At 49.3% G+C, this 25,432-nt stretch carries 22 protein-coding genes; 11 read left to right on the forward strand and 11 right to left on the reverse strand.

The features are described 5' to 3' along the window. Window positions 1–20 precede the first annotated feature (20 nt). Both ccrud_RS10235 and ccrud_RS10240 read right to left on the reverse strand, forming a co-directional pair. Window positions 21–959, reverse strand: coding sequence for a phosphate/phosphite/phosphonate ABC transporter substrate-binding protein (locus tag ccrud_RS10235; RefSeq protein WP_066567112.1), 939 nt, complete (start codon window positions 957–959; stop codon window positions 21–23). A gap of 390 nt (window positions 960–1,349) precedes the next feature. Next, window positions 1,350–2,456, reverse strand: a complete 1,107-nt coding sequence (locus ccrud_RS10240; RefSeq protein WP_066567115.1) for a TIGR03364 family FAD-dependent oxidoreductase — start codon at window positions 2,454–2,456, stop codon at window positions 1,350–1,352. Window positions 2,457–2,717: 261 nt separating this feature from the next. On the opposite strand from ccrud_RS10240, the gene ccrud_RS10245 reads away from it, so the two are divergent. Next, complete coding sequence (locus ccrud_RS10245) at window positions 2,718–3,473, forward strand: GntR family transcriptional regulator (protein WP_066567118.1); 756 nt, start codon at window positions 2,718–2,720, stop codon at window positions 3,471–3,473. On the opposite strand, the gene ccrud_RS10250 is transcribed toward ccrud_RS10245, so the two are convergent. Genes ccrud_RS10250 through ccrud_RS10260 form a run of 3 tightly spaced genes read right to left on the reverse strand, consistent with a single transcriptional unit; the run spans window position 3,470 to window position 7,787 of the window. Further along, window positions 3,470–3,988: a hypothetical protein gene (locus ccrud_RS10250; protein ID WP_066567121.1), complete on the reverse strand. Its 519-nt coding sequence runs from the start codon at window positions 3,986–3,988 to the stop codon at window positions 3,470–3,472. The genes ccrud_RS10245 and ccrud_RS10250 overlap by 4 nt on opposite strands. A gap of 11 nt (window positions 3,989–3,999) precedes the next feature. Next, a complete protein-coding gene (locus ccrud_RS10255) occupies window positions 4,000–4,935 on the reverse strand; it encodes an AEC family transporter (protein ID WP_066567123.1) in 936 nt (311 codons plus the stop codon). Window positions 4,936–4,940: 5 nt separating this feature from the next. Next, entirely contained in the window at window positions 4,941–7,787 is a 2,847-nt protein-coding gene (locus tag ccrud_RS10260; RefSeq protein WP_066567124.1) for an FAD-binding and (Fe-S)-binding domain-containing protein, read from the reverse strand. 85 nt (window positions 7,788–7,872) lie between these two features. Here ccrud_RS10260 and ccrud_RS10265 point away from each other — a divergent pair, with 85 nt between their 5' ends. After that, on the forward strand, window positions 7,873–8,595 hold the full coding sequence (locus tag ccrud_RS10265) for a GntR family transcriptional regulator (RefSeq protein WP_066569834.1): 723 nt from the start codon (window positions 7,873–7,875) through the stop codon (window positions 8,593–8,595). 10 nt (window positions 8,596–8,605) lie between these two features. On the opposite strand, the gene ccrud_RS10270 is transcribed toward ccrud_RS10265, so the two are convergent. Together ccrud_RS10270 and ccrud_RS10275 are read right to left on the reverse strand one after the other, a co-directional pair. Next, the gene (locus tag ccrud_RS10270) at window positions 8,606–8,857 is read right to left on the reverse strand and encodes a hypothetical protein (RefSeq protein WP_066567126.1); all 252 of its coding nucleotides are present in this window, start codon (window positions 8,855–8,857) and stop codon (window positions 8,606–8,608) included. Between the two features lie 10 nt (window positions 8,858–8,867). Then, window positions 8,868–10,217 (reverse strand): TRAP transporter permease, encoded by a 1,350-nt coding sequence (locus ccrud_RS10275; RefSeq protein ID WP_066567132.1) that lies wholly within the window; start codon window positions 10,215–10,217, stop codon window positions 8,868–8,870. 256 nt (window positions 10,218–10,473) lie between these two features. On the opposite strand from ccrud_RS10275, the gene ccrud_RS10280 reads away from it, so the two are divergent. From ccrud_RS10280 to ccrud_RS10295, 4 genes are read left to right on the forward strand one after another with little or no spacing between them, the layout of a single operon-like run. Next, entirely contained in the window at window positions 10,474–11,967 is a 1,494-nt protein-coding gene (locus ccrud_RS10280; RefSeq protein ID WP_066567140.1) for an ABC transporter substrate-binding protein, read from the forward strand. Between the two features lie 4 nt (window positions 11,968–11,971). Next, the gene (locus ccrud_RS10285) at window positions 11,972–12,988 is read left to right on the forward strand and encodes an ABC transporter permease (RefSeq protein WP_082868835.1); all 1,017 of its coding nucleotides are present in this window, start codon (window positions 11,972–11,974) and stop codon (window positions 12,986–12,988) included. Further along, complete coding sequence (locus tag ccrud_RS10290; RefSeq protein ID WP_066567143.1) at window positions 12,985–13,815, forward strand: ABC transporter permease; 831 nt, start codon at window positions 12,985–12,987, stop codon at window positions 13,813–13,815. Before ccrud_RS10285 ends, ccrud_RS10290 begins: the two co-directional genes overlap by 4 nt. After that, a complete protein-coding gene (locus tag ccrud_RS10295) occupies window positions 13,808–15,244 on the forward strand; it encodes a dipeptide ABC transporter ATP-binding protein (protein ID WP_074025510.1) in 1,437 nt (478 codons plus the stop codon). Before ccrud_RS10290 ends, ccrud_RS10295 begins: the two co-directional genes overlap by 8 nt. On the opposite strand, the gene ccrud_RS10300 is transcribed toward ccrud_RS10295, so the two are convergent. Then, the gene (locus ccrud_RS10300; protein ID WP_066567152.1) at window positions 15,241–16,209 is read right to left on the reverse strand and encodes a LysR family transcriptional regulator; all 969 of its coding nucleotides are present in this window, start codon (window positions 16,207–16,209) and stop codon (window positions 15,241–15,243) included. The genes ccrud_RS10295 and ccrud_RS10300 overlap by 4 nt on opposite strands. A 97-nt stretch (window positions 16,210–16,306) precedes the next feature. On the opposite strand from ccrud_RS10300, the gene ccrud_RS10305 reads away from it, so the two are divergent. The 3 genes from ccrud_RS10305 to ccrud_RS10315 are packed head-to-tail and all read left to right on the forward strand — an operon-like array spanning window position 16,307 to window position 19,293. Next, window positions 16,307–17,605 (forward strand): CitMHS family transporter, encoded by a 1,299-nt coding sequence (locus tag ccrud_RS10305; RefSeq protein ID WP_066567154.1) that lies wholly within the window; start codon window positions 16,307–16,309, stop codon window positions 17,603–17,605. Window positions 17,606–17,620: 15 nt separating this feature from the next. Further along, complete coding sequence (locus tag ccrud_RS10310; protein WP_066567156.1) at window positions 17,621–18,976, forward strand: acyclic terpene utilization AtuA family protein; 1,356 nt, start codon at window positions 17,621–17,623, stop codon at window positions 18,974–18,976. After that, a complete protein-coding gene (locus tag ccrud_RS10315; RefSeq protein WP_066567158.1) occupies window positions 18,973–19,293 on the forward strand; it encodes an AtuA-related protein in 321 nt (106 codons plus the stop codon). The genes ccrud_RS10310 and ccrud_RS10315 overlap by 4 nt, the downstream gene beginning before the upstream one ends. Here ccrud_RS10315 and thpR read toward each other — a convergent pair. After that, window positions 19,290–19,841 carry an RNA 2',3'-cyclic phosphodiesterase gene (gene thpR, locus ccrud_RS10320; protein WP_066567160.1) on the reverse strand — a complete coding sequence of 184 codons (552 nt, stop codon included), beginning with the start codon at window positions 19,839–19,841 and terminating at the stop codon, window positions 19,290–19,292. The two genes, ccrud_RS10315 and thpR, sit on opposite strands and share 4 nt — an antisense overlap. A gap of 99 nt (window positions 19,842–19,940) precedes the next feature. Here thpR and rbsK2 point away from each other — a divergent pair, with 99 nt between their 5' ends. Beyond that, the gene (rbsK2, locus tag ccrud_RS10325) at window positions 19,941–20,846 is read left to right on the forward strand and encodes a ribokinase RbsK2 (RefSeq protein ID WP_066567164.1); all 906 of its coding nucleotides are present in this window, start codon (window positions 19,941–19,943) and stop codon (window positions 20,844–20,846) included. 252 nt (window positions 20,847–21,098) lie between these two features. On the opposite strand, the gene ccrud_RS10330 is transcribed toward rbsK2, so the two are convergent. Next, window positions 21,099–22,091: a bile acid:sodium symporter family protein gene (locus ccrud_RS10330; RefSeq protein ID WP_245670243.1), complete on the reverse strand. Its 993-nt coding sequence runs from the start codon at window positions 22,089–22,091 to the stop codon at window positions 21,099–21,101. A gap of 151 nt (window positions 22,092–22,242) precedes the next feature. Here ccrud_RS10330 and ccrud_RS10335 point away from each other — a divergent pair, with 151 nt between their 5' ends. Continuing rightward, window positions 22,243–23,007 carry an aldose epimerase family protein gene (locus tag ccrud_RS10335; protein ID WP_066567167.1) on the forward strand — a complete coding sequence of 255 codons (765 nt, stop codon included), beginning with the start codon at window positions 22,243–22,245 and terminating at the stop codon, window positions 23,005–23,007. Here ccrud_RS10335 and glcB read toward each other — a convergent pair. After that, the gene (gene glcB / locus ccrud_RS10340; protein ID WP_066567172.1) at window positions 23,004–25,238 is read right to left on the reverse strand and encodes a malate synthase G; all 2,235 of its coding nucleotides are present in this window, start codon (window positions 25,236–25,238) and stop codon (window positions 23,004–23,006) included. The genes ccrud_RS10335 and glcB overlap by 4 nt on opposite strands. Window positions 25,239–25,432: the final 194 nt, after the last annotated feature.

A 25,432-nucleotide genomic window follows, 5' to 3' on the forward strand; every position in this document is an offset into this window, starting at 1 on the left:
CTTCTCCGTAGCCTCTGGGGTTACCCGATGTTGCGGCAAGCGTCGGCTTGAGTGACTTCACACAGATCACGGATGCCATCAAAATCAGAATCATCTACTGGCACGAAACCGTAGGTGATCTCTTCTGGCAGGACGCAATCTTCTTCTGAGGAGCAGATTCCCGCTTCAACGAGAGCTGGGATATTTGCCTTGGTGCGTAGGATCTCGGTGATCTGATCTGCGAGTTCTGGATCAAGGGTGTCGTGGTTGATGGAAATTGGATCTTCGGTGATTGGATCAGATTCCCAGATTTCCTTGAATGCGCCTGGCTCAATCTGTCCGGACTTTTCCAAAGTCATCAGCATGGTGTCGTGTGCAAATGCGACATCACAGGTGCCAGCATCAAGAGAGAGCAGGGATGCATCATGTCCACCGGACAGGATCTGTTCTAGATCAGTGTCCATGTCGATATTGACATCCATCAGGCCTTTCATTGGAACCAGGTAGCCGGAGGTAGATGCAGCATCCACGAAGCAGACGGTCTTGTCACGAGCTTCTTCGAGGCTGGTGATGTCAGAATCTGCGCGCACATATGCCAAAGAGGTGTAGGCCGGTGCGATATCTTTCTCATCAGTTGGAGAAGCTACTGCTTCCATGTTGATGCCAGAATCCTTGCCAATGACATAAGCAAACGGGCCAAAGGAAGCAACATCGATCTGGCCGGCACGCATGCCCTCGATTACTGCTGCATAATCTGAAGCATTTTGAAAGACAACCTCTTTGCCAGTCTCCTGTGAGATCAGGTTGGTGATGTGTTCATAGGAGGTTTCCAGGGTGGCTGCTGATTCAGAAGGAACAGCAGCAAAAGTGATCTGGTCTTCACTGGAAGAGGAGCCACAAGCAGCAAGTAGCGGAGCTGCGATTGCGGTGATGCCTGCGATACGGGTGATGCGAGAGGTGAAGAGCGTTGTAAGCTTCATGGAATTTTTTGAGCCTTTCAGGCGGTATGAGATTTAAATTTTGGAGTTGTACCAGTATTGACAAGTTGTGTTGAGACAGCATTAAGTCTGACGGGCACATCTGAGGATGAGAGGTTGGAAGCTACTGAATTTCACTGTGGAAGCCACGCAAATTTCCAACCTTTTTATTATGTAATACCTTTACAGTCTTGTCTATACAAGTTGGTAAAAGTTAATTAACTAGACACTTAATGTTCAACAATGCCTAACCAGTTCCTTCAGAAAATACCTAGTAGTGATACATTTCAGGGAAACTTGGCGTTCTCAAATGTTCATATGGAGTTAACAAGTTGAGCGAGGATACAGCCACAAGGAAGCACCCCTACCTCCCGATGACCATCCTGCTCCCTCTTAAAAATCTCCCCGAATAATACGGTCAGCCAAGCCGAATGAGTAGGTCATGCCAATACCAGAGGCGACAACTGCGACCGTCGTACGAGCATCAGGCTTTTCCAAAATGAGATCCGTTTTAACGCTATTTGCATAACGTCCCAGCCAGCGCTGCTTAATCACAGGCTTGCCAATTCCCAGATAATTGGTTGCCTTATCCAGAAGCAACTGCGCAATGCGCTCATCAATAAACGGTTCTGGAGACTTGGCATAAGCATGCGAATCTCCAATAAGTAGTCCTTCAGGAATTCCTGTCACCATAAGGTTTGCAATGCATCCTGTAAGTTCAGGCTCCCGCACTGCAAGCTCAGCCCTGAGCGCCTCATGGCTCGGCAGGACAGAAAATCCTCCATACCGAGCCAAGGAAGTGCCCGTCAACATGGAGAAATCGGAAGAAAACCTCTCCGGACGCTCAATGAGCGACATGACAAGCGTGCATACTTCCAATTCATGACGCTCTGCCATTTCAGGAAAGAGATCAACGAGCTCAAAGTTGGTGCACACCACTACTTCTTCAGCATTAAAGTCCCCCCGATTGGAGTAAACCGTTCCCTCAGCAACCTTGGTTACGTGGGTATTCCAGGTGAATTTCACCCCATTTCCTGCAAGCCAAGCAGCAATTTTAGGAGCAGCTTCGCGCGGATTAACCCGAAGATCACGAACCAGGTGAGCGCCACCAACAGCCCCAAGCTGCGGATTTCCAACTGCTTGAGAAGTTTGCTCAGCGTCAAGCATGACAACCTTGTCAGCACCGCGGTGAGCTGAAAATTCTTGGAGAATCTGCATTTCAACTTCAGTCACCGCAGGCACAAGGGTGCCAGATTCCGCCGCCCAGAGACCAACGGCCTGTGCCGCTTCAAGCCAACCTTCACGGGATTTCTCCATGAGAGACTGGACATCATCCGATTGACCTGTAAAACAAGCATGGCCAAAGTTTTGAATGGATGAGCCAACTGGGCGGTCTGCACGGTCAATTACATGTACGGAACGGCCTTCACAGTGGGCACGAAAAGCTGTTGCCAAACCAATAATTCCGGCACCAACGACAATGAGATCTTTTGTGGACATGAGGGGAATACTGCCAGACTTATCTAGACAATCTAAAATTTATATATACAAGTTAAAGAATTGTTCACCTATTCTTCATTTCTCCACCAAAAGTGCACCTGTATTTCACTATTGCACGATGAATAAGGAACATATAGAAGGAGCAAAAACATCGGGAAAAATTAGCCTGATACTTTACCTGTTTCTATGTATAGTGATGATACAAATATCTACAAGTTGTACTATTCAGCGTGAAAATCTAGACAACCGTTCAGGAATATCATGATTACCCCCATAAAACAGCACCATGAGATAATTGCCAATGAACTCAGGAAGGCAATCAGAGACCGCGAATTCAAAACCGGCGATCCTGTCCCTTCAGAAGCTGAGCTGTGTAAGCGTTTCCATACTTCACGAGGCCCCGTACGCCAAGCCATCGCTACCTTGCGCGCTGAAGGATTGCTGTCTTCTTCCAGAGGGCGTCGTACCGTTGTCTTAGATAATGTCCCTACGCAATCTTTCGACGGCGTGATTTCTTTTTCCCAATGGTGCAAGAATTCTGGCATTGAACCTGGTCAAATCACCCAACATCTCACCCGCCATCCGGCAGATGCGAAATTAGCTGCGAGTCTAGAAATTGAACCTGGAGCTCCTGTGGTCTCGGTGTATCGCCTGCGGTTGATGGATTCTGAACCTGTGATGGTCGAGCGGCTTAACTATCCATTAGAAGTCGGAAAGATCGTCTTGGCCTTCGATACAGATTCGGGTTCTATCTATCAAGAGCTCATCGATCAGGGCGTGGATATCAACAACGCGACCCGCACCATTGATGCCATTGCAGCTTCTGCCGAAGACGCCGAACTACTCAATATTCCAGAGGGCTCTCCCCTACTTCGGGTACGTCGACGTGCTTTTACTGTGGATGGCACGCCAATTGAATCATCCGAAGATTGCTATCTCCCATCCAAAGCCAGCTTCACGTTAAACACTGCGAGGGAACAACCAAGCCCACTGACAATGGTGCGTTCTGCCAGCTAAAGCCGACCCAACCGGTCCAGTTTAAGTTCAGGTTTTTGGCTCAACAAGATCTCAGCAAGCTCAAAAGGCTGAGGTGTCGCACCACGTGGAAATGTCACTGTATAAGGGCGAATTGATAACACCCCGGTAGTTTCTACACGTTCTTCAATATGGCTGGGCAGCAATGCCACATGTGATCTCGATTTCTGATCTGACCACAATTGGACGGTATCTAATTCTGCAAAGGAAAAACTCACACCGCTGCGTGGAATCTGTACCTGATCGCCAATAATTAATACTGCTTTCCGACGGCGCCCCCACACCACGCACATCGCCAACACGGCGGCAACAATGCCGCAGCCCGGCAACGTAGCTGCCAGTGTATAAAGAGTGCGCATGGTATCTTCTGCATCTTGCATTGCAAGGAGAAATAACAGCAGAAAAGGCACGCAGATGAGAACAAAAAGGATGCACGTCATCATCGCTTTAGATCTCACTAGCGCCGGTATGCCGGTGCGCACTTTTACTACGCTCATGAATACTAATGCTAACCCGAGGATCCTAAAATAAGGGACACCGCCACCAGTACAGGGAAAGAAATCAATGTGGTGACCACCCCTGTATCCCTAGCCATGGATTCTGCAGTTCTAAACCGCAGTGCATAGGTGTACACATTTTGGGCGGTGGGCAGCGCCCCGAGAATAATCGCAGACAATAATGCAGTGCCTTCCATCCCCAAGGACAGAGCTAACAATCCTGCAACAATCGGGTGCATAATGTTCTTAAACAATGCAGCCAGGAAAACATCTCGCCTGGAAACTGCCCCCTTTTCCAAGATTTTACTCTTTGAAAGGGACAAACCGAACACAATAAGTGCCAATGGAACTGAGGCATTAGCCAACATTTCGATGGGTTGTGCAAGTACTATTGGTACGCTCATCGATGTCAACGACACAAAAATTCCTGCAATCGCTGCCAACACCATGGTATTTGTCAGAGGAGTGACCACCAGATTGCGCACCAGATTAGTGGACTTCTTGTTTGTCATCATCTCCATAATGGTCATGGTGATCGGCGCATAAAAAGCTACCTGGAACAAAATCACCGGAATCACCACGGTGAAATCATCCAAAATATAGGCAGCCAATGGGATACCTAGGTTTCCCGCATTTGCATAAGAAGCCGCCAACATGCCGATCACAGACACTGCGGTGGTGCGTTTGAGAACAAACCGCATCAAGAGGAAAAATAAGAAACCTACGATTAATGCGGATACGGCAATAACCACAAAATTTAAGGAAAAGATCGTAGCCGCATCAGATTTAGTGACACGGTCAAACAACAACGCTGGAGTTGCAACATAGTAAACAAACAGGCTCAAAGGTTTCTGAGCCTGTTGGCCCAAGGTATTCCTCCTGCCCAGAATCCAACCAATTCCGATGACGATGAACACCACCGTGAAACCCATGAGCACCTGTTGCATGATCGTTATTGTGCCATGTTGTTTTGCTTCAAGATATTTAAGACCACCTCGGCAAGGTGTGTGGCCTGTTTACCAGTACCTTGCTCAATCTGGGTACGGCAGGAAAAACCATCAGCAATAATATGGCCCTCTGATTTTCTCACCTTAGGAAATAGCTCTCGTTCTCCCAGTGCAAACGACATTTCAGCGTGGTCTTTTTCAAAACCCCAGTTGCCTGCCAAGCCACAGCAGCCAGTAGCAATTTGTTCTTCTTCCACACCCAAGGCACTTAATACAAGCGCTGATTGTTGCGGATCTCCCAATGATCGTTCATGACAGTGGACTTGAGTTAAGGCAGTAGATTCAGTTGCAACAAGTGTTCCTTGTTCAACCAGTTGCGTAATCTTCGGAGCAATTACTTCAGCAAAAGGTTTAGTTTGGGCTGCAAGCCGTACCAGATCAGGGTTGTCAGAAAGCTCTGTTGCTTCATCTTGAAGCATCACTGTGCACGATGGTTCCAGCCCCACCACAGTAAGCCCCTGGTCGAGATAAGGTTTCATCACTTTTGCAGTTTGTTCCAGTACTTTTTTCGCCATGCCAAGCTGACCTGTTGAATGCCATGTAAGGCCACAACATACAAAGCCCTCCGGGATCACCACATTGAAACCTAAAGCTTCCAGAGTTTTGATCGCGGCATGTGCCGGGCCAGTATCAAGGTTTGTGTTGAAGGAGTCTGGCCATAACACGACTGTTTCACCAGTATTTTTCTCAGGCGTGTACTTCCGCAGTGAGCGATGCGCGAAGGAAATCAGTGGGCGGTCAGCAAGCCCGCCAATTTTGCGCACCAGTGGGGCGAAGAGTGTTGAGCGCATGGTGGCGTCGATAAGCGTAGGTAGAAACGGTATTTTATGCGCAACGTGTCCGAGCAAAGGCAGCCATCCCATGACGTAATGGGCCATTGGGCGGAGACGTCCTGCATAGTGTTTATCTAAGAATTCCGCTTTGTAGGTGGACATATCGACATTGACAGGGCACTCAGAAGCACAAGCTTTACATGATAAGCACAGGTCAAGGGCTTCGTTTACGTCCTCACTGCGATAGCCATCCTGAATGGATTCGCCACGGAACATCTCAGAAAGCAAACGTGCCCGACCTCTGGTGGAATGCACTTCATCACCAGTGATTTGGAAGGATGGGCACATCGCATCAGATTCCGAACGGCAAGCTGATACACCGACGCAACGGTTCACGGCATTAACCATGGAACCTTTATCATGCGAGAAACTATGCACAGGCGTGATCTCTAGTGTGCGTTGGCCTGGATCCATGCGAAGCCCCTGCATCACTGGATCAGCCCACACCAACACGCCAGGGTTAAACAGGCGTTGCGGGTCAAATATCAATTTGAATTCTTCGAAGAGTTTACGCATCTCAGGGGAATACATGCGGTCCAAAAATGATGAACGCGCGCGACCATCACCATGCTCACCAGACAAACTTCCGCCATATGAAGCAACCAAAGTGGCTGCTTCATTCATGAATGCCTCAAACTTTTTCAAACCTTCTTTAGTGGAAAAATCAAAGCTAATGCGCACATGGACACAGCCTTCCCCAAAATGGCCAAACGGAATTCCTTGATAATCAAATTTATCCATCAGCGCATAAAGGTCACGGAGATAATCAGCCAGGTTTTCTGGTGGGACAGCAGAGTCTTCCCAGTTCGGCCAAGCTTCCCCGCCATCAGCTAAACGCGTAACAATGCCTGCGGAGGACTCCCGAATCCGCCATAACTCGCGCATTTCTGCAGGTTCTGACACCACCACATAATCAATGGTATCAACGGTTGTTGCTACTTTTTCAGCCGCTGCGATTGCTGATTCAATAGTGTCGCTTCCGGTTTCGCAGTATAACCAGCCACCAGCGTCAATGCCTTTACGGTTGCCTGGAAGGTTCTGTCCAGCTTCCGATTGTCCTTGTTTACTGCGCAGAGCAGCCAGCAGGTCACCGCCCATACCCTCGATAGTGGCAACGCCTGGCAGCCGAAGTTTAGCTGCAGCACGTGCTGCATCGAATACGGTATCAAAGGCTAGAACGGCAAGCGCTTTTACTTTAGGCGTTGGAACCAATTTCACCGTGAGGCGTGTAATGATTCCAATGGTTCCTTCTGTGCCAGCCATAGCTTTAGCCATGTCATGAGCAAGATAATGCAAACCATATCCGGAAACCTGACGGGGAAACCGTCCGAGTTCTTTATTTATCAGCTCACTATTGTTAGCAGCAAGTTCCATGAGCTGGCGTTGGATAACAGGGTCATCACAACCATCTTTCGTCACTGTGACTTCTCTGCCGTCACCAAGCATGAGGGTAACATCCACTAAATTTTCAGCCGCAGTACCAAAAGCAACCGAATGTGAGCCACAAGCATTATTGGCAACCATGCCACCAATGGTGCATCGTGAGTGTGTAGATGGATCGGGGCCATAGGTTAATCCGAATTCCGCAACAGCATCACTCAATGCATCACACACCACGCCAGGTTCAACTATCGCAGTGCGGGCGATGGGATCAATATTTAGAATACGATTAAAAAATCTAGAGGTATCGATAATTAAGCCCTCGCCAATCGCATTTCCAGCTACAGAGCTTCCGCCGCCTCGACCAACAACAGACCATCCACGAGCAACGGCTACGGCAATGGATTCTCTAATCTGCTCAACATTTTCCGGCTCAGAAATCGCTGCGGGCACCCTCCTGAAAATTCCAGCATCTGAGGAATATGCCGCGCGAGTCTTCATATCCGTTCGAAGTTTTGCACGAGATTGTTGGCTATAGACTTCTGGGTCTAGCCGTTTAAATTTGATGGTGTGAGTCATGGCGTTGTCCTTACTGGGGATGAAATTCTCATATCAAAGAGCAGTTAGTAACATGTTACCGGCTACTTGGCTTAATTGTGAGATAATATCTGGCATGTCTGCTAAAAAGGTTGCGCACGCACGTTCACTCACAGATCAAGTTATGGATTATGTTCGAGAATCCACACTCAATAAAACAATGGTCACCGGTGAGTGGTACAGCGTTTACCAAATCAGCGACCAATTAGGAATCTCCCGCTCCCCTGTCCGAGATGCCCTACTCCGACTTGAAGAAGCCGGGTTAGTTCAATTCACCAGAAACCGTGGCTTCCAGATTGCAGAAACGAAGCCATCAGATGTGGCGGAAATTTTTGCGCTCCGCCTGGGCATTGAACCAGCTGCAGCATATCGTGCAGCGCTTTTACGTACTGAAGAACAGCTCCAAGAAGCAGACGAAACCATTGCACTCATGGCACAGGCTCGCTCAGATAATGATGAAGAAAGTTTCTTCACATATGACAGGCGCTTCCATCACCAAATCATGTCCATGGGACAATCGCAGCGCGGTGCAGATTTGGTGGAAAAACTTCGTGCACATACCCGCATTCTCGGAGCATCCACGGCAGGAAATAAACGCACACTAGCCGATATTTTAGAAGAACACGAACCAATCCTGGATGCTATTAAACGTCAATCTGCAGAAATAGCACGTGCATCTATGCGTGAACACATCCAGGTAACCGGAAAACTTCTTCTTGAACAAGCAGTAGAACAAACTGGTGAAGGTGACCCCAAAGCAATTTGGGAGCAGTACACCGATGGCGTTTAGAACAGGTTACTTAGTCAATTTCTGCTGAGCCCATATCTTTCGGCCGATCTGGGCTATACCGCAAGACGAATGCGCACACTGCACACAGTGTTGCCGCCACAAAAGCCCAAGGCGCAATGTTTCGAGTAGCGCTGGTAACGATGCCCTCGTTGAGCATGATCACGCCTACTGTCTGCACACCTACGATCAATGTGCCGCCGATGAGGAAAGACACAAGAAATACCACAAAGAGCACTCTAAATAACTTGAAAATGGAATTCATTTTTACCCCTTTATCCCGCAGGAACGATGACTGGCAAGATACCCATACCAACTAGCCAAGCAAGTAGCACCATGGGTACAACGAAATACGTAATCAACGGCACAAACATTTTTGTTGGATTTGCATCTGCTATCGCTGCGGATAAGTAAATTGGTGCGCCAACCGGAGGAGATGCTCCCTCAGTTGAGGTGCACAGCAAAATCACCACGATTGCCACTGTCGGATCGATTCCCACTGCAGCCAAAGCCGCAACAGCTGGCGCGCCAATAGCGGCAGCAGTAGCCGTTGAAGACAAAGGTGTGGCCACGATAATGCACATCACGCACACAATGATCACCATGACAGCTTTGGGGAGATCCATGGAATCTAGCCAATTGGACAATTGCGGACCGACGCCTAAATCTTCCATAATATTGGCTGCCGCAAGCGCAGAAAATAGTGAAATGCCGACGGTCGCAAACTGTGGCAGGTCACGAGAAATCTGAATTCTAAAATGAGCCAAGTTATTGGCGATTCGCTTGCGACCTTCGATCAATGCAATAGCAGTAATCAGGATCGGAACCCACACGATGATCGACATGGATTTGATACCCGGCTCACCGACACCGTTTACCTTCAACCATGCGGATAGTGGTCCGATGGTCAAGAGAACCGGAATGAGGATTCCTAGGAAAATAAGGGGTGAACGCCATCCCGCTTTAAACGCTTCGCCAAAAGGAACTCGCTGATCAGCAGGGGTTGCTGGAATTTTATCTTTACGGGTCCAATAAAAAACTACAACTAGGCGGTAGAACACTGCATATGCTCCACCACAGGCAAGGGCAATATACACCTGAGAAGCAGATGAGGCAGCTGCAGCGGGGAGGGCCAAGATGATAAACATCGTTGAGTTAGGAGGTAGAGCAACACCCAAACCAGAGTTTCCGGCAACTAGCGTTGCTGATCGTTCTGAGGTCCATCCGGTCTTTTTCATCCAAGGAATGGTGACAGATCCAACAGTGGCAGAGTTTCCGGCAGTAGATCCCGCAATCAATCCGATCATTGCCGAGCCAAGAGTGGAAACATAACCTGCACCACCGCGAAGCCTGCCGAAGATAGAGTTCAAAATGGCAATCAAGCGGTCAATTAAGCCGGTCGATTGAACGACAATGCCCATGAAGACAAAGGCCATGCCAGCAAATGTAACTTCAGACTGCGCCGCACTGACCACGGCATCGAATAATAACTTGGGCGCTTGTGCGCCACCAACCAGTGCAGTGCCGATCAACCCGACCAGCAACGCTTCTGAAATATCTCGCTTTAAGAACACATTCAACACGACGGCGATTGCGATAAAAACAAGTAGAGCGATGATTCCCATAAGCTCCTCCTTTAAGTGACCCGGAACACCGTAGCATGTTACATGCGATGAATTTGAGTCCCCACAATCATTTCTTTCCAGAAATCCAAACCGGACAGTGCCACACCTTTCAAAACTGCACGTAAATCGATTACGTCACACCAATTACCTCAAGTGCCTTTACCTCTATTCGGGGGTAACACCCTCAAGCACTCTTTAGTCCTAATCCACCTCCCCCATTTAGTTTCCTCAGACACACCGACTAATCTCAGAACCCATGAAGATCACGCGCGGATTCCTGCCGTCCTTGCTGTTGGCAAGCACAATCGTGGTTTCGTCATGCTCGGCAGGATCCACCGCTTATCAGCAATCTCCCCCTATTGATCAATCCTCGATCGTTATCGCGACCACCTCTGCCGCTGCTTCGCTAGATTTCACCAATGCTTCAGGTGCAGCTATCCCGCAGGCCATGATGTCCAATGTTTATGAAGGCTTGGTACGCCTAGATGCACAGGGTGACGTGCAACCGCTTTTGGCAACATCATGGGAAATCTCCGATGACCGCATGACATATACCTTCCATCTGCGGGAAGGCGTGCAGTTTTCTAATGGGGACCCTTTTACTGCACACTCTGCAAAGTTTTCTATTGACCGGGTAAAAACTGACTGGACCAACGGGCTTAAAAGTGGCATGGATGTTGTGGAATCCACCGAAGTTTTGGGTGAACACACCTTAGAAGTCTCATTATCAAGACCATCGAATCAGTGGTTGTGGAATATGGGTACTGCGATTGGTGCAATGATGACGGAAGCGAGCGTCGAAAAGCTTTCCACTGCTCCGGTTGGTACCGGCCCGTATACGGTGACGCACTGGTCGCCGGGCCGCGCTATTGGGTTTGGCGCGCGCGCAGATTATTGGGGCAATAAGCCGCTTAACGACGCCGCAACTATCCGCTATTTCAGCGATGCGACGGCGTCCAGCAATGCGCTGCAAAGCGGCGATGTAGATATTATTTGGGCAATGCAGGCACCTGAGCAGCTGGCAACCTTGGATAATTTCGTGGTAGAAGTAGGCACCACCAATGGCGAGATGCTGTTATCAATGAATAATCAGCGTGCACCCTTCGATGATGTGCGAGTGCGCCAGGCAGTGATGTACGCGATTGATCGTCAGGCAGTCATTGATACCGCGTTGGAAGGCTACGGCACGGACACTGGTGGAGTTCCCGTTCCGCCGACTGATCCGTGGTACCAAAAATCCACGCGCTACCTGCATGATCCAGAACGCGCTCGTGCGTTATTAAAGGAAGCCGGAGCAGAAGGAACACGAATCACCATGTCGATTCCTTCGCTTCCCTACGCCCAAGCAGCTTCAGAGATTTTATATTCGCAGCTTCGCGATGTCGGATTTGAGCCCGTGATTGAAGCAACGGAATTTCCGGCTGTATGGTTGGCGCAAGTCATGGGACAAAAAGACTACGACATGTCCCTCATCGCTCATGTGGAACCTCGAGATATACCTACCTTATTCAGCCCTGACTACTACTTAGGATTTGAAGACGCACAAACCCAAGAACTTCTCGCCGCTGCTGATAGCTCTCCCAATGAAGTGGAATTAATGCAACAAGCTGTGGACCGAATCATGGATCAAGCCGTAGCCGACAACCTCATGAATGTAGCAAATATCGTGGTAATGTCCCCCGAAATCACTGGAGTTGATCCCAATGTTGTTTCAGGAGCTCTTGAACTTTCCATGATTGGCAGGTCTTAAAAACATGACCAAAACCATTAGTTGGACACTGTTGCGCTATCTGCTTACTTTTGCGATCGCCAGCGTCATTATTTTTGTCCTCATCCGTATTATCCCAGGTGATCCAGCTGCCGTTGCATTGGGAGTCACTGCTACCCCAGAAACCATCGCAGCCCTGCAAGCAGAGCTGGGCACTAATCGGCCACTTATCCAACAGTATTTTTCCTGGGTCTTTGGCATGCTCAGTGGTAATTTCGGGGTTTCGTTGAGCTCTGGCCAAGATTTATCACCGCTGATCCTGGACCGTTTGCAAGTCAGCCTCATTTTGGTGGGATGCTCCATTGTCCTCTCCCTACTAATTGCAGTTCCGCTTGGAGTGTTCTCGGCACGACGTGGTGGTGTGCTTATTTCTGGAATCAGCCAGATCGGCATTGCCATTCCAAGTTTCCTCGCCGGCATTTTGTTGGTCTCTGTTTTTGCCGTTGGGCTGGGGTGGTTGCCTGCCAATGGGTGGATTCCGCCATCTGAAAATTTCCGCGGTTTCCTCGCCAGACTTATATTGCCGGTTTTAGCACTCTCTGCAGTACAAGCAGCGATCCTCACCCGCTATGTTCGATCCGCAGTAATGGATGTTTTAAGTGAAGATTTCATGCGCACTGCTAGGTCAAAAGGTATGAGCCACAACCGTGCACTGATCGTCCATGGGCTCAGAAACGCAGCTCTGCCAGTTCTCACCGTGACAGGTCTACAGCTGACCACTCTTGTCATCGGCGCCGTAGTTATTGAACAAGTCTTTGTCATCCCAGGTATTGGTTCCATGCTGCTAGAGTCTGTATCCAACCGAGACCTCATTGCTGTGCAATCCATAGTCATGCTTCTCGTAGCTTTTACTCTCTTGGTGAATTTAGCTGTTGACCTGCTATATCAAGTCGTTGACCCACGGCTTGGAAGTAGCACTGAAAGCAGTCCTGGCAGAAGCTTCGGCAGTGGCTTCGGTGGAGGCTTTAACAAGGGCTTCGCTGCAGAAAGCAGATCAGTATGATGAATCTGAAAACCATGCCACTGTCGGGAAAAATTGGTGGCATCATCGTCGGCCTTGTCTTTTTCCTTGCAGCCTTATCTTTTCTGTGGACCCCTTTTGATCCAGTGCAAGCTTTCCCGCAGGAACGGCTCGAAAGCAGTTCATTACGGCACCTGATGGGTACTGATCGTTATGGCAGAGATGTGCTCTCCCAAATTATGGTGGGATCCCGGATCACGCTATTAGTTGGTCTCATCGCTGTGGCTATCGCGGCGCTCATTGGCACACCTTTAGGTATTGCCGCTGGTATGCGCGGAGGAGTCGTAGAAACGTTTGTCATGCGTGGAGCTGATCTTATGTTGGCTTTCCCGGCACTGCTTTTAGCTATTATTTCCGGCGCAATTTTTGGTGCTTCCACTTGGTCCGCGATGATTGCCATTGGTGTGGCAGGTATCCCCAGTTTTGCCCGCGTGGCACGTGCTGGAACGCTTCAGGTGACAAGCCAAGATTTCATCGCGGCGGCAAAGTTATCCAAAGTTTCTTCAGTGCGCATCGCTATTCGTCATATTTTTCCTAATATCACCAGCATTTTGATTGTCCAAGCATCCGTAGCATTTGCCCTGGCGATTCTTGCCGAAGCTGCTCTAAGTTTCCTGGGTTTGGGCACAACTCCACCAGATCCTAGCTGGGGTCGTATGCTGCAAACTGCGCAAAGCTCCATTGGAGTAACTCCGATGCTTGCTGTGTGGCCGGGTCTTGCCATTGCTATTACAGTGCTTGGTTTTAATCTTTTCGGTGATGGTTTGCGTGATGCCATCGATCCAAAGCGGGAGGTCGGACGTGCTTAAAGTTTCAGCATTAACCGTCGGAAATAACTTCGTCCACGATGTTTCCTTTGAGATCAACCCTGGTGAACGCGTTGGACTCATCGGCGAATCCGGATCTGGAAAATCACTCACGGCGCTTTCGATCATGGGGCTCAGCGATCTTCCGACCACAGGCACTATCACTTTCAATGGTGCTGCTTCTGCAGGTCTGCGCGGTAGTCGCATCGCCATGATTTTCCAAGAACCCATGAGCGCACTCAACCCCCTCATGCGCGTGGGCCGGCAGATCGAAGAGATGATGACCGTGCATGGGAAAAGCAAAAAAGACGCGCGCAAGCGCTTAAAAAGCTTGCTTCTCGACGTCTCCCTCCCCGAACGAGTCGCTCGCGCATACCCGCATGAACTCTCCGGTGGGCAACGCCAACGCGCACTAATTGCCATGGCCCTTGCTAATGACCCCGATCTGCTCATCTGCGATGAACCCACCACGGCTCTCGATGTGACAGTGCAAAAACAGATCATCGAATTGCTCCTTAGACTCACCAAAGAACGTGGCACTGCACTGCTATTTATCACCCACGACCTAGGGCTTGTTGCACAAACCTGCGAAAAATTACTAGTGATGAAATCCGGTGAAATCGTGGAGCGTGGAAGCACCACCCAGGTGTTGCACTCCCCCACTCATCCATACACCCAGCAGTTATTGAATGCTTCTATTCTGGATCAGCCGGAGATTGTAGAAAATTACGGCGCACCTGTCATCACTGTTAATAACGTCTCCCGCACTTTCAAAAAGAACACTGCTCTAAACTCTGTCTCCTTAACAGTGTGCAAAGGTGAACGTCTCGGAATCGTAGGCGGATCCGGTTCAGGAAAAACTACTTTTCTCAAACTCCTCGCAGGTCTTGATCGACCCTCAACTGGTGATATTCAGGTCAGCGGCGGAATTCAGATGGTATTTCAGGATCCACAATCAAGCTTAAATCCCCGGATGACCATCAAAAACATCGTCGCCGAACCTCTCCTGGGATGGAGTGCTGCAGCAAAAAACGATCGCGTCATTGAAGTGTTATCGCAGGTAGGTCTTGGTTCTGATGTTCTCAACCGCTACCCACATGAATTCTCTGGTGGACAGCGCCAGCGTATCTCCATTGCTCGTGCCCTTTCTATCAAACCCGCCATCCTGCTTGCGGATGAACCCGTATCCGCACTTGATGTCTCTGTGCGTAAACAAGTTCTAGATCTGTTGCACCAACTTGTAGAGGAATACGGCATCACTTTGGTGTTTGTTTCCCACGATCTCGCAGTGGTGCGCCAAGTATGCACATCCGTGTTGGTGATGAATCACGGAGAAATCATTGAGCGCGGACGAGTAGACCTAGTCTATGATTCCCCTGCCTCTGATTACACAAAAGTACTCCTCGAGGCTGTTCCACGATTGCATATCTAACCGATAGTATCTTTCAACCCATGCCATTCTGTACGAGGGGGAAGATTCAAATCCTCAGGATCAATAGTGCTCAACAATTCTCGAAAAGCTAACGCAGGTTTACTTAAAGCCTTTGCTTTCGGAGTGACAATGCCAATCGTTCTAGTAATTGGCGCCCCCTCAAATGGTTTAAATACTAAACCTTGAATATTCATTAACGGCAACACAAATCCTGGGGCTGCAGAGAGCCCAATTCCTGCTGCACACATCCCTGCTACTGAACTCACTGATCTCGCAGTAACTATTTGGGATGGACGAATATCTTTTCCGTAGAGCGCTCGATCCACAATTCTTCTCACCGAGCTTGATTCGCCAAAAGAAACAAATGGCTCCTCGCTTAGCTGAGACCAAGAAATCTGATCTAAGTGAGCAAATTGATGCCAAGACGGAACAATACAAAAGAACTCTTCTGTAGCGAGTGGTTCTAGTTCAAATCGATCGGGGTCATCGCGTAAATATTCTGAATCAATGGCGGTGATGGATAAATCAATAGTTCCTTCTACAGCCCTAGACAGTACTTCTTCTGCCGTAAAGTCTGAGACTTCTACTCGAACATCTGGAAACTCTCTCCTAAATTTCACGATCAATGAAGGAAGAAACGTCGCAGCCAACGATGGCAAAGTGGCTAACCGTAGTACGCCGTTGACTCCGCGTACATAATCCTGAAAATAATTAGTTTCCCGAGTGTAAAATTCCAGGATATTTCTTGCCATCACCACAAATTTTTCTCCTTCATCAGTGAGGGAAAAATGCCTGGTAGTACGATCAAAAAGCTTGACCCCAAGGTGGCGTTCCACCAAGGAAGCTGTGCGGCTGAGGTTGGATTGAGACTGGTTAAGGTAGTCGGCTGCTTTAGTGAAGCCTCCGTGTTCAGCTATAGCACTAACAATGCGTAATTGCTCTAAAGAAATTCTATCTATTCTCATAACTCATAAATCTATGCCTTATTAATGTTTGACTCAACTATATGAAGTGAAACATACTCAAAGCAACATATAATCTCAATCACATAAGGGAGTCCTGTTGATTGCCACCCTCGGTTTCCTCACTGTCGGTATTTTTCTCGCCCTCACACTTTTTACTCGAGTTTCAGTACTCATCAGCCTTGTTCTAGTACCCATCATCTTCGCCATCATCGGCGGTTTCACACCAGAACTCGGAGACATGATCGGCGACGGACTAGTGCAAGTCGCACCAGTCGCGATCATGATTACGTTCGCCATTCTCTACTTCAGTCTCATGGTTGATGTAGGACTTTTCGATCCACTCATCAACAAAGTTGTCGGTTGGGCTAAAGGAGATCCGGTAAAAATTGCCATCGGCACGGCAATTGTGACAATGGCAGTTGCGCTAGATGGCGATGGAGCTTCAACATTCCTGATTACCATTTCTGCATTCCTTCCCATCTACAAAAGAATCGGCATGCGTCCCCTAGCGCTGACAGGAATCGTTGCCCTCGGTGCAGGTGTCATGAACTTGATTCCTTGGGGCGGGCCGACAGCACGAGCAATGGCATCGCTAGATTTGCTCAGTGCAGATATTTTCCTCCCGATGCTTCCAGCCATGATCGGCGGAATGATCTGGGTAGTTTTCGCAGCATTTATTATCGGCAGGATCGAACGAAAGAGAATCGGACCAGACGGCCTCAGTACATCATTTAATGAACAAGCACTCGAAGCTGAACGCGAGCATGCAGGCACTCCCATCTGGAAGACCATCATCAATCTTGTTTTAACAATCAGCCTTGTTGTTATTTTGCTCTTCCAGCTCTTCCCACTCCATGTCTCCTTCATTATTGCTTTCGTTATCGCATTGATCATCAACCGTCCTTCTTGGAACTCTCAGCAAGAATTGCTCTCCAAACACGGTGGAAATGTCGTTCTCGTCATCACCATGATCTTTGCGGCCGGAGTATTCACCGGAATTCTGCGTGGAACCGGAATGATCGAAGCGATGGCTCTTCAAATTGTTGATTGGATTCCGGAAAGCGCCGGTGGGTTCCTCCCCATCATGGTTGCTCTTGTCTCTATGCCTCTCAGCTTGGTCTTTACGCCTGATGCTTTCTACTTCGGTGTTGTACCTGTATTTGCAGAAGCAACTATGGCAATGGGCGGCGATCCTGCAGAAATTGGCCGAGCCGCAATCGTCGGACAGATGACTACCGGCTTCCCTTTGAGTCCGTTGACAGCTTCAACGTTCATCCTCATTGGCATGGCCAAGGTATCGCTTGGAGATCACCAGCGGTTCATTTTCGGATGGGCCTTTGGCACATCTTTGGTAATGGCAGTAATTGCCGTGCTGACCGGCGCAATCTCAATCTAGGCATAGGAGAACTTCATGAGCAAAATCATCCGACTTGGTGCAGGAGCAGGCTTTTCCGGTGACCGCATTGATCCAGCGCAAGAATTAGTAGAACACGCAGATCTGGATTATCTCATCTTTGAATGTCTCGGTGAGCGAACCGTGGCTGCGGGAGAACTACGAAAAAGAAGCGATAGTAATGCTGGTTTTGATCCCTTGCTTGAAGCACGAATACGCGCTTGCTTGCCAGCTGCAATTGCACACGGAACCCGCATTATTACTAATGCAGGCGCAGCTAATCCCCAGGCTGCAGCAACTCTAATTGCTCAGATTGCCCGCGATATTTCGCTTCCCCGCCCAATTTCCATTGCTGTTGTTACAGGAGATTCTGTACTTGATTCAACGCTGCAGGAAAATCCAACAGTGTGGGAGACCAAAAAATCTGTGGCGGACTCAGATGGTTCACCTGTTTCCGCTCATGCATACATTGGAATTGATGCCTTACTTCCTGCTCTTGAGTCTGGTGCTGATGTCATCATCGCAGGCCGAGTAGCCGACCCATCATTATATTTAGCACCACTAGTTCATGAATTCGGCTGGCGCCGAGACGATTATCATCTTCTTGGAGCTGGTACCGCAGTAGGACATCTTTTGGAATGTGCAGGTCAGTTAACTGGTGGATATTACGCAGATCCGGTGACCAAGCCCGTGCCAAATATGGCACAACTAGGTTTCCCTTTTGCAGAAGTATCTTCAGATGGATCTGCGCTTTTAAAAAAACTTCCCCATGCCGGTGGAATTCTCACTACCCGTACATGCACAGAACAACTACTCTACGAGGTTTCAGAACCAGCTGGGTATATCACTCCAGATGTTGTTGCGGATTTTAGTAATGTCATTTTTACCCAAGTGGGACCGGAAACTGTCCATATTAAAGGTGCAACAGGAACACCTCGCACGGATTTTCTCAAAGTTACATTGGGCTATCAGTCCGGATGGATGGGGGAAGGACAAATTTCCTATGCGGGCCCACGCGCTCTCGAGCGTGCTCAGTTGGCAGCAGATATCGTGATGGACAGATTGATAAAGCTGCATAAAATCCCGAAATCCTCACTAAATGTAGAGCTCATCGGCACAGGATCAGCTTTCCGGGGGCTTGAGACTACTGCCACCGCAGCACCCGAAGTACGCGTCCGCATAGCCGGGATCGTGCCTGAGGAAAGTCAGGCAAACATTATTGGGTGGGAAGTAGAAAGTTTATACACAAATGGGCCAGCTGCAGGTGGAGGTGCGCGCCAACAAACTAAAGAACTCCTCAGCATCCGTTCAGCACTACTCCCCCGTGAACTTGTATGCACCACAATCCAAATTTTGGAGGTTCCAGTATCATGATGATTCTCGATGATCTAGCTGCCACTCGTACTGGTGACAAAGGCGATACCTTAATCCTTGCCGTGTTACCTCATAACTCAGCCGCATTTCAACACTTGGTGCAACACCTTGATTGCACCACAATCGCAGCCCACTTCCACGTTTCAGAAAAAGTGGTTACTCGTGAAATTGTCACATCCGTGGAATCTATGGTGTTCACAATTCGTGGAGTGCTAGGAGGAGGAGTCACTGGCTCTCCAGTTTTAGATGGCCATGGAAAAACACTGAGTTACCATGCGCTCAACGTCTATATACCGATGCTTGATCTCACTGGCTAAACAAGAGCAGACGATAATGCGATGGTGGCCACTGTTGTATAAAGGGGGCCACCACTTCTACCTTTACCAGGTTCAGAGGATACCAATTCAATATCAGTTACTGGCCATTCTGGGCCTTCATATACGGAAAGTGCGTGTACTAGGTCTGGAATAACAGGATCCCAGTCGTGGCTTCGCTGGCGTTGTGTAGGTTTTGCCACGGTCAAATGTGCACGCTGGCGTTGTCGTTCTTCCGGATTAATGAGGCAATCAGCCATCAGGCGTCGTAGATTTTTGGTGTCTCCGCCAACGCCCATCCATAAATTCTTTCGGTTAAAGGAGCCAGCACCTTTGATCCTGATGGTGAATTCTTCATTTAATCGGGCTGCTGTGCTGAGGTGTTCGACGAGATCTTCTACTGAGCCATCAGGTAATTCGCCGTAGAAAGCTAAAGTGATGTGCCAGTTGTCCGGGTCAGCCCACCGCAAATCATCCTTGTAGGGACGAACTGCGTTAATTAGGTGCTCGGTAATCTCAATTGGTGGAGTAATCGACGCAAACAGTCTCATGAATCAATAATAACCACCTTCTTCCAAGATGAACGTAGAATGGAATAACCCCTTAATGAAATCGTTTGCATAACTCCTCTTTTCCCTAAGGATATTCTCATGAGTAATCGCATTGTCGTTGTCGGATCCATCAATGCCGACCTTAATTTGCATGTTGAACGTCATCCAGCTCCAGGGGAAACCCTTTTGGGCAGTGGCGGAAACATAACCGCAGGTGGCAAGGGCGCAAACCAGGCTGTGGCTGCCGCTCTTCAAGGTGCTGAAGTTGCGTTTATTGGCGCTGTTGGAAATGACCCCTATGCCGAACCAGCCCTGGAATTTCTCCGTTCCTCTGGCGTTGATCTCTCTGCAGTATCTGAGTCTGAGGAAACCACTGGCCTCGCTGTCATTACTATTTCTCAAGATGGCGAAAATAACATCGTGGTCATCCCCGGCGCGAATGCCCTGGTTGATTGCGATTATGTCAGTAGCCATTCTGATCTTCTGGCCGACGCGGGGATTGTGCTGCTTCAGGGAGAAATTCCTGCTGATGGTTTCAAGCAGGCGGTGCATCACACGATGGGTCGCGTCGTGGTTAATCTTGCGCCGGTGATCGATGTGGACAGGTCTTCTCTGCTTGAGGCAGATCCGATTATTGCCAATGAGCATGAGGCTGGCCTGATCTTGAAGCAGCTTGGGGTGGGCATTGAGTCCACAGATCCGCATGACTTGGCGCAGGCTCTGCTTGAGGCTGGTTTCGCTTCCGTTGTCATGACACTTGGTGCGGCGGGTGCCCTTGTTGCTGATTCATCTGGCATCACCGATATCACCACGCCAACGGTTCAAGCGGTAGATACTACGGGTGCCGGCGACGCTTTTGCAGGAGCCTTCTGCGCGCGATTGGTGAAGGGAGATTCGCTTATCAACGCCGCCCAGCATGCAGCACGCGTCGGTGCCTTCTCGGTGCAAAGCGCCGGAGCGCAAGCGTCTTATCCAGACGCTCAGGACACACTTCCGGCTGTATAAGAATTAGTCTTTAAGAAGAAGTGATGTGAAGAAGTATGTCGCTGTGGAGGATGCGTTCCTCTGACACCTCAAAAACCTGGTTCAGGTATTCCACCTGAGCATCGAAATCATGTGCGTTCATCATTGCTGATCATCATAGACTGGTTGCCAGATGAATTCACTAATTCTCAAGTTTTTCCGCTGTATAACTAGCCCCTCATGCCCAGAGATCGGCTTGAGCGTCTAGTTATACTTTCCGCGGAATAGCTCAGATTAGCTAGAAACCTTGATGGTTTCCTTCCTCTTTGTTTCTTTTGTCAATGGGCGATTACGCACCAGGCCAACATAGACTGCACCGGTGATGTTGTGCACCACTGCTGCGACGGCACCTGGAAGGGCAGCTTCTGGGCTGAAGAAGCGTCCTGCCATGCCGGATGCAAGACCAGCAGATTGCGTTCCGATCTCAATAGCCATTGTGCGGTTGGCTGTCTCTGGCATTTTGAACATACGGCCGGTGAGGTAACCCAGTATGTATCCAAATATGTTGTGCACGATGACGGCGACGAAGACGATGAGTCCGACTGTCATGAGACGTTCAGCATTAGCGGCGACTGCGCCGAAAACTACGCCACCGATGCCCATGATGGAGAGATAAGGAAGGACTGGCAAGATCTTATCGATCCACTTGCTGAGGAATATGCGTAGGACAAGGCCAATGATGACAGGCAAAAGAACTGTCTGCACCAAGGTCCAAGCCATGCCCATGCCATCGACCGCGGTTTCGGTGCCGGACAGCATCAGCATGAGGAATGGCGTCATGATTGGGGAAACAATCGTGGATACAGAAGTCATGGTGACGGAGAGTGCTACGTCGCCTCGGGCCAGGAATGCAATCACATTAGATGAGGTACCACCTGGTACTGATCCCAGCATGAGCAAACCGACTGCCAACGCGGGGTTGAGGTTAAATATTTTTGCCACCACGATTGCCAAAAATGGCATGATGACAAACTGTGCTATTACACCGATCAAGACAGGAAGTGGACGCTTGAGCACCATCTGAAAATCAGGCAGCGTCAAGGTCAAGCCCATCGTAAACATGATGATGGTGAGGAAGATATTGATGTATTCAGTCAGCGGAACAAACGGTTCCGGGAAAACAAACGCAATGATTGCGCCCAGCAAAATGAAGCTTGGGAACGCATAAATAATAATGGCCGCCGAACGGCCTTCTTTCTTGTCTTCTTCTATTCCTGTGTCAGACACGGGGGCAACTCCAAAAAAATTTAAAAATATGAGTGGCAAGTCGTGCTAGTGGTGGGCACAGAAAAAATCGCTGGTGTGCGAATTCTCATACTTTAACTTAAAAGTGATAACTAAAGCACAATCAGGGGATTCAGGCCTACAATTTAGAGGCATGACTTTCTTTATTAATTCCGGCGGTTTGGAGTTCTCCCCCGCCGGTGCACATATCGTTCACGCCAATTCTGCTGAGGGTGAACTTCTCTATTTAAGCTCCACATCCGAATACGGTGAGGGCACTGCTATTCGCGGTGGTGTTCCAATCATCGCTCCGTGGTTTGGTGGATTGCTGGGCTTGGACCCGATGCATGGTTGGGCCAGGCGTTCTGCGTGGGATGTCGATGAAAATAATGGACAAATCCACGCTACCTACAGCCGTGAAGGTTTGCTTCTAAATATTCGTACGCACAGCACTGATGCTGGTTTTGATATTTCTTTGCGCCTGAGCAACGACACTGATCAATCCAGCACTGTCCAGTTGGCTTTCCATCCTTATTTCAAGGTCGATGATGTGGAAAAGATTGAGGTGGAGGGCTTCGACGGCATCGATATTTTGAATCGACTCACCGATACAGTTGGCACTCAGGACGGTGTAATCACATTCGATGGTGAATACGATCGCATTGCTCTGGGTACTCCCCAGGTCAAGATTTACGATACAAATCGCATTATTACTGTTGAAGGCGAAGGTCATGATTCCACTGTGGTGTGGAATCCAGGCAAAAATCGCGCCTCCACCATGGCCGATATTGGCGATGGTGAATGGCGCGACTTTGTCTGTGTAGAACCAGCGTTGTTGGGTGCTGAGCAGAAGGGAGTGACGGTGGCTCCCGGCACATCAGTCACCCTTGTGATGCGGGTGGGCGTCGAAAAGCGCTAGTTTTGTGCTTTGAACTCGCGGCGGCGGGCGTGCAGAATAGGCTCGGTGTAGCCGGCTGGAGACTTGGTGCCTTCAAAAATCAGCTGCTTTGCAGCTTGAAAGGCGATGGACGCGTCGTAATTCGGCGCCATATCGCGGTAGGCATCATCGCCAGCATTTTGCTTATCGACGACCACTGCCATTCGTTCTAGCGATTCCACGACCTGTTCTTCCGAAACAACATCGTGACGAATCCAGTTGGCCAGCATCTGAGAAGAAATACGCAGCGTTGCGCGGTCTTCCATGAGCGCAATGTTGTGGATATCTGGAACCTTAGAACAACCAACGCCCTGCTCAACCCAACGGACAACGTATCCCAGGATGGACTGGCAGTTGTTATCCAGCTCTTCCTTCTTCTCTTCCGCAGACCATTCAGCATTTAGTGCCAATGGAATGGTCAAGATATTGCGCAAGGTATCGCGGCGACCGGCCACGCGCAGTTCCGCCTGCACCGCGAACACATCAACCAAGTGGTAGTGCGTAGCGTGCAAAGTTGCGCCTGTTGGTGATGGTACCCATGCAGTGTTGGCACCTTCACGTGGCTGACCAATCTTCTTCTCCAGCATCTCGGCCATGAGCTCAGTCATCGCCCACATGCCCTTACCAATCTGAGCCTTGCCTGGAAGTCCACGCTGAATACCTGCATCAACGTTGTTATCCTCATAAGACTGCTTCCACGGTGCAGTTTGCATATCAGCCTTGCGCACCATCGCGCCAGCTTCCATGGAGGTGTGGATTTCATCGCCGGTGCGATCCAAGAAACCAGTGTTGATGAATGCGAGACGATCGGCCACTTCCATGATGCAGGCATCGAGATTAACTGAGGTTCGACGCTCTTCATCCATCACGCCAACCTTCAAGGTGTAGCGAGGCAGCTCTAACAAATCCTCCACGCGACCAAAAAGCTCATTGGTGAATGCGACTTCTTCAGGACCATGCTGCTTTGGCTTCACAATGTAGATGGAACCCTTACGAGAATTGCGCTTCTTGTTCTGCGGTGCAATTCCAGGAATGGCACAAACAGAAGTAATCACTGCATCCATGATGCCTTCGAAGATTTCCTCGCCATCAATCAAGATGGATGGGTTCTGCATGAGGTGACCAACATTGCGAACAAACAGCAGGGAGCGACCATGAAGAACCAGCTCAGTGCCATTGCGGCCAATGTAAACGCGGTCGCTGTTGAGCTCACGAGTAAAGCTGCGCCCGTTCTTGGACACTTCCTCATTCAGCTCACCAGTGTTAAGGCCAAACCAGTTGGTGTAGCCCAAAGTCTTGTCTTCAGCGTCTACAGCGGCAACGGAATCTTCGAAGTCCATGATCGTGGTGATCGCGGATTCCAATAAAATATCCTTCAGGCCAGTTTTATCTGCCTTGCCGATTGGGTGCACAGGATCAATTTGCAGCTCAATATGCAGACCGTTGGTCTCCAAGAGGATTGCTTCTGGATCAAGGAAGTTACCAGTGAAGCCGCGGTAAGCATCTCGATTCTTCAAGCGGTACACATCATCACCGATATGAGCGGCAAGCTTTCCGTCACTGATGTTGTACTTATCAACATCAGCATGGGAGGCACCATCAAGTGGAACAACATTATCGAGGAACTCACGGCCCCACTCGATAACCTTCTGTCCACGAATCGGGTTGTACTCATTACCCTTTTCAGCGCCATCAGTTTCCGGAATGGCGTTGGTGCCGTACAGCGCATCGTAGAGGGAACCCCAACGAGCGTTTGCAGCATTAAGCGCAAAGCGTGCATTAAGAATTGGTACAACTAACTGAGGACCTGCAGTGCTGGAGATTTCCTTATCGATATTTTGGGTACGGATCTCTGCAGCTTCAGGTGGCTCAACGAGGTAACCGATTTCCTTGAGGAACTCTTCGTAGGCATCTTGGTCGATGGCGGTACCAGAGTTATTGCGGTGGTAGTCATCGATAAGTGCTTGCAGCTCATCGCGGCGAGCGAGCAGCTCACGGTTACGTGGGGTGAGATCCCGAGCAATGCTGGCGAATCCGGACCAAAACTTCTCCGCATCCACACCCACGCGAGGGAGTACCGCTTCGGTTACAAAGTCATAGAGAACTTGTGCAACCTGCATGCCGCCAACTTCGACGCGCACGGTGCTGTCTGTAAGTCCAGCAGTTCCAGCGTTGTCAGCGGTCTGAGCAGACAACTTTTGCTGTTCAGTCATTGAAGGCTCCTTTGAAGCGTGGGTTTTAAGATGATCTGTGTCAAAACCAAAATCTGGTTTAGATACGCCCGGTTTCGAAACATTTAGAAAAATTATTTTGACTACCCATATGAACTTGGTAGCGCTTTTCTTTTAGTTTCAACCCTTATCGGTATTGGCGATGTGATCAGACTAAGTGATCGCCATCACCAAAG

It is taken from the genome of Corynebacterium crudilactis (assembly GCF_001643015.1).
GTDB lineage: Bacteria > Actinomycetota > Actinomycetes > Mycobacteriales > Mycobacteriaceae > Corynebacterium > Corynebacterium crudilactis.

What these genes read in the sequence shown, in the direction of transcription:
- ccrud_RS10235 (WP_066567112.1), bottom strand. Translation starts at nt 959, where the DNA reads ATGAAGCTTACAACGCTCTTCACCTCTCGCATCACCCGTATCGCAGGC.
- ccrud_RS10240 (WP_066567115.1), bottom strand. Translation starts at nt 2,456, where the DNA reads ATGTCCACAAAAGATCTCATTGTCGTTGGTGCCGGAATTATTGGTTTG.
- ccrud_RS10245 (WP_066567118.1), top strand. Translation starts at nt 2,718, where the DNA reads ATGATTACCCCCATAAAACAGCACCATGAGATAATTGCCAATGAACTC.
- ccrud_RS10250 (WP_066567121.1), bottom strand. Translation starts at nt 3,988, where the DNA reads ATGAGCGTAGTAAAAGTGCGCACCGGCATACCGGCGCTAGTGAGATCT.
- ccrud_RS10255 (WP_066567123.1), bottom strand. Translation starts at nt 4,935, where the DNA reads ATGCAACAGGTGCTCATGGGTTTCACGGTGGTGTTCATCGTCATCGGA.
- ccrud_RS10260 (WP_066567124.1), bottom strand. Translation starts at nt 7,787, where the DNA reads ATGACTCACACCATCAAATTTAAACGGCTAGACCCAGAAGTCTATAGC.
- ccrud_RS10270 (WP_066567126.1), bottom strand. Translation starts at nt 8,857, where the DNA reads ATGAATTCCATTTTCAAGTTATTTAGAGTGCTCTTTGTGGTATTTCTT.
- ccrud_RS10275 (WP_066567132.1), bottom strand. Translation starts at nt 10,217, where the DNA reads ATGGGAATCATCGCTCTACTTGTTTTTATCGCAATCGCCGTCGTGTTG.
- ccrud_RS10280 (WP_066567140.1), top strand. Translation starts at nt 10,474, where the DNA reads ATGAAGATCACGCGCGGATTCCTGCCGTCCTTGCTGTTGGCAAGCACA.
- ccrud_RS10285 (WP_082868835.1), top strand. Translation starts at nt 11,972, where the DNA reads ATGACCAAAACCATTAGTTGGACACTGTTGCGCTATCTGCTTACTTTT.
- ccrud_RS10290 (WP_066567143.1), top strand. Translation starts at nt 12,985, where the DNA reads ATGATGAATCTGAAAACCATGCCACTGTCGGGAAAAATTGGTGGCATC.
- ccrud_RS10300 (WP_066567152.1), bottom strand. Translation starts at nt 16,209, where the DNA reads ATGAGAATAGATAGAATTTCTTTAGAGCAATTACGCATTGTTAGTGCT.
- ccrud_RS10310 (WP_066567156.1), top strand. Translation starts at nt 17,621, where the DNA reads ATGAGCAAAATCATCCGACTTGGTGCAGGAGCAGGCTTTTCCGGTGAC.
- ccrud_RS10315 (WP_066567158.1), top strand. Translation starts at nt 18,973, where the DNA reads ATGATGATTCTCGATGATCTAGCTGCCACTCGTACTGGTGACAAAGGC.
- thpR (WP_066567160.1), bottom strand. Translation starts at nt 19,841, where the DNA reads ATGAGACTGTTTGCGTCGATTACTCCACCAATTGAGATTACCGAGCAC.
- rbsK2 (WP_066567164.1), top strand. Translation starts at nt 19,941, where the DNA reads ATGAGTAATCGCATTGTCGTTGTCGGATCCATCAATGCCGACCTTAAT.
- ccrud_RS10335 (WP_066567167.1), top strand. Translation starts at nt 22,243, where the DNA reads ATGACTTTCTTTATTAATTCCGGCGGTTTGGAGTTCTCCCCCGCCGGT.
- glcB (WP_066567172.1), bottom strand. Translation starts at nt 25,238, where the DNA reads ATGACTGAACAGCAAAAGTTGTCTGCTCAGACCGCTGACAACGCTGGA.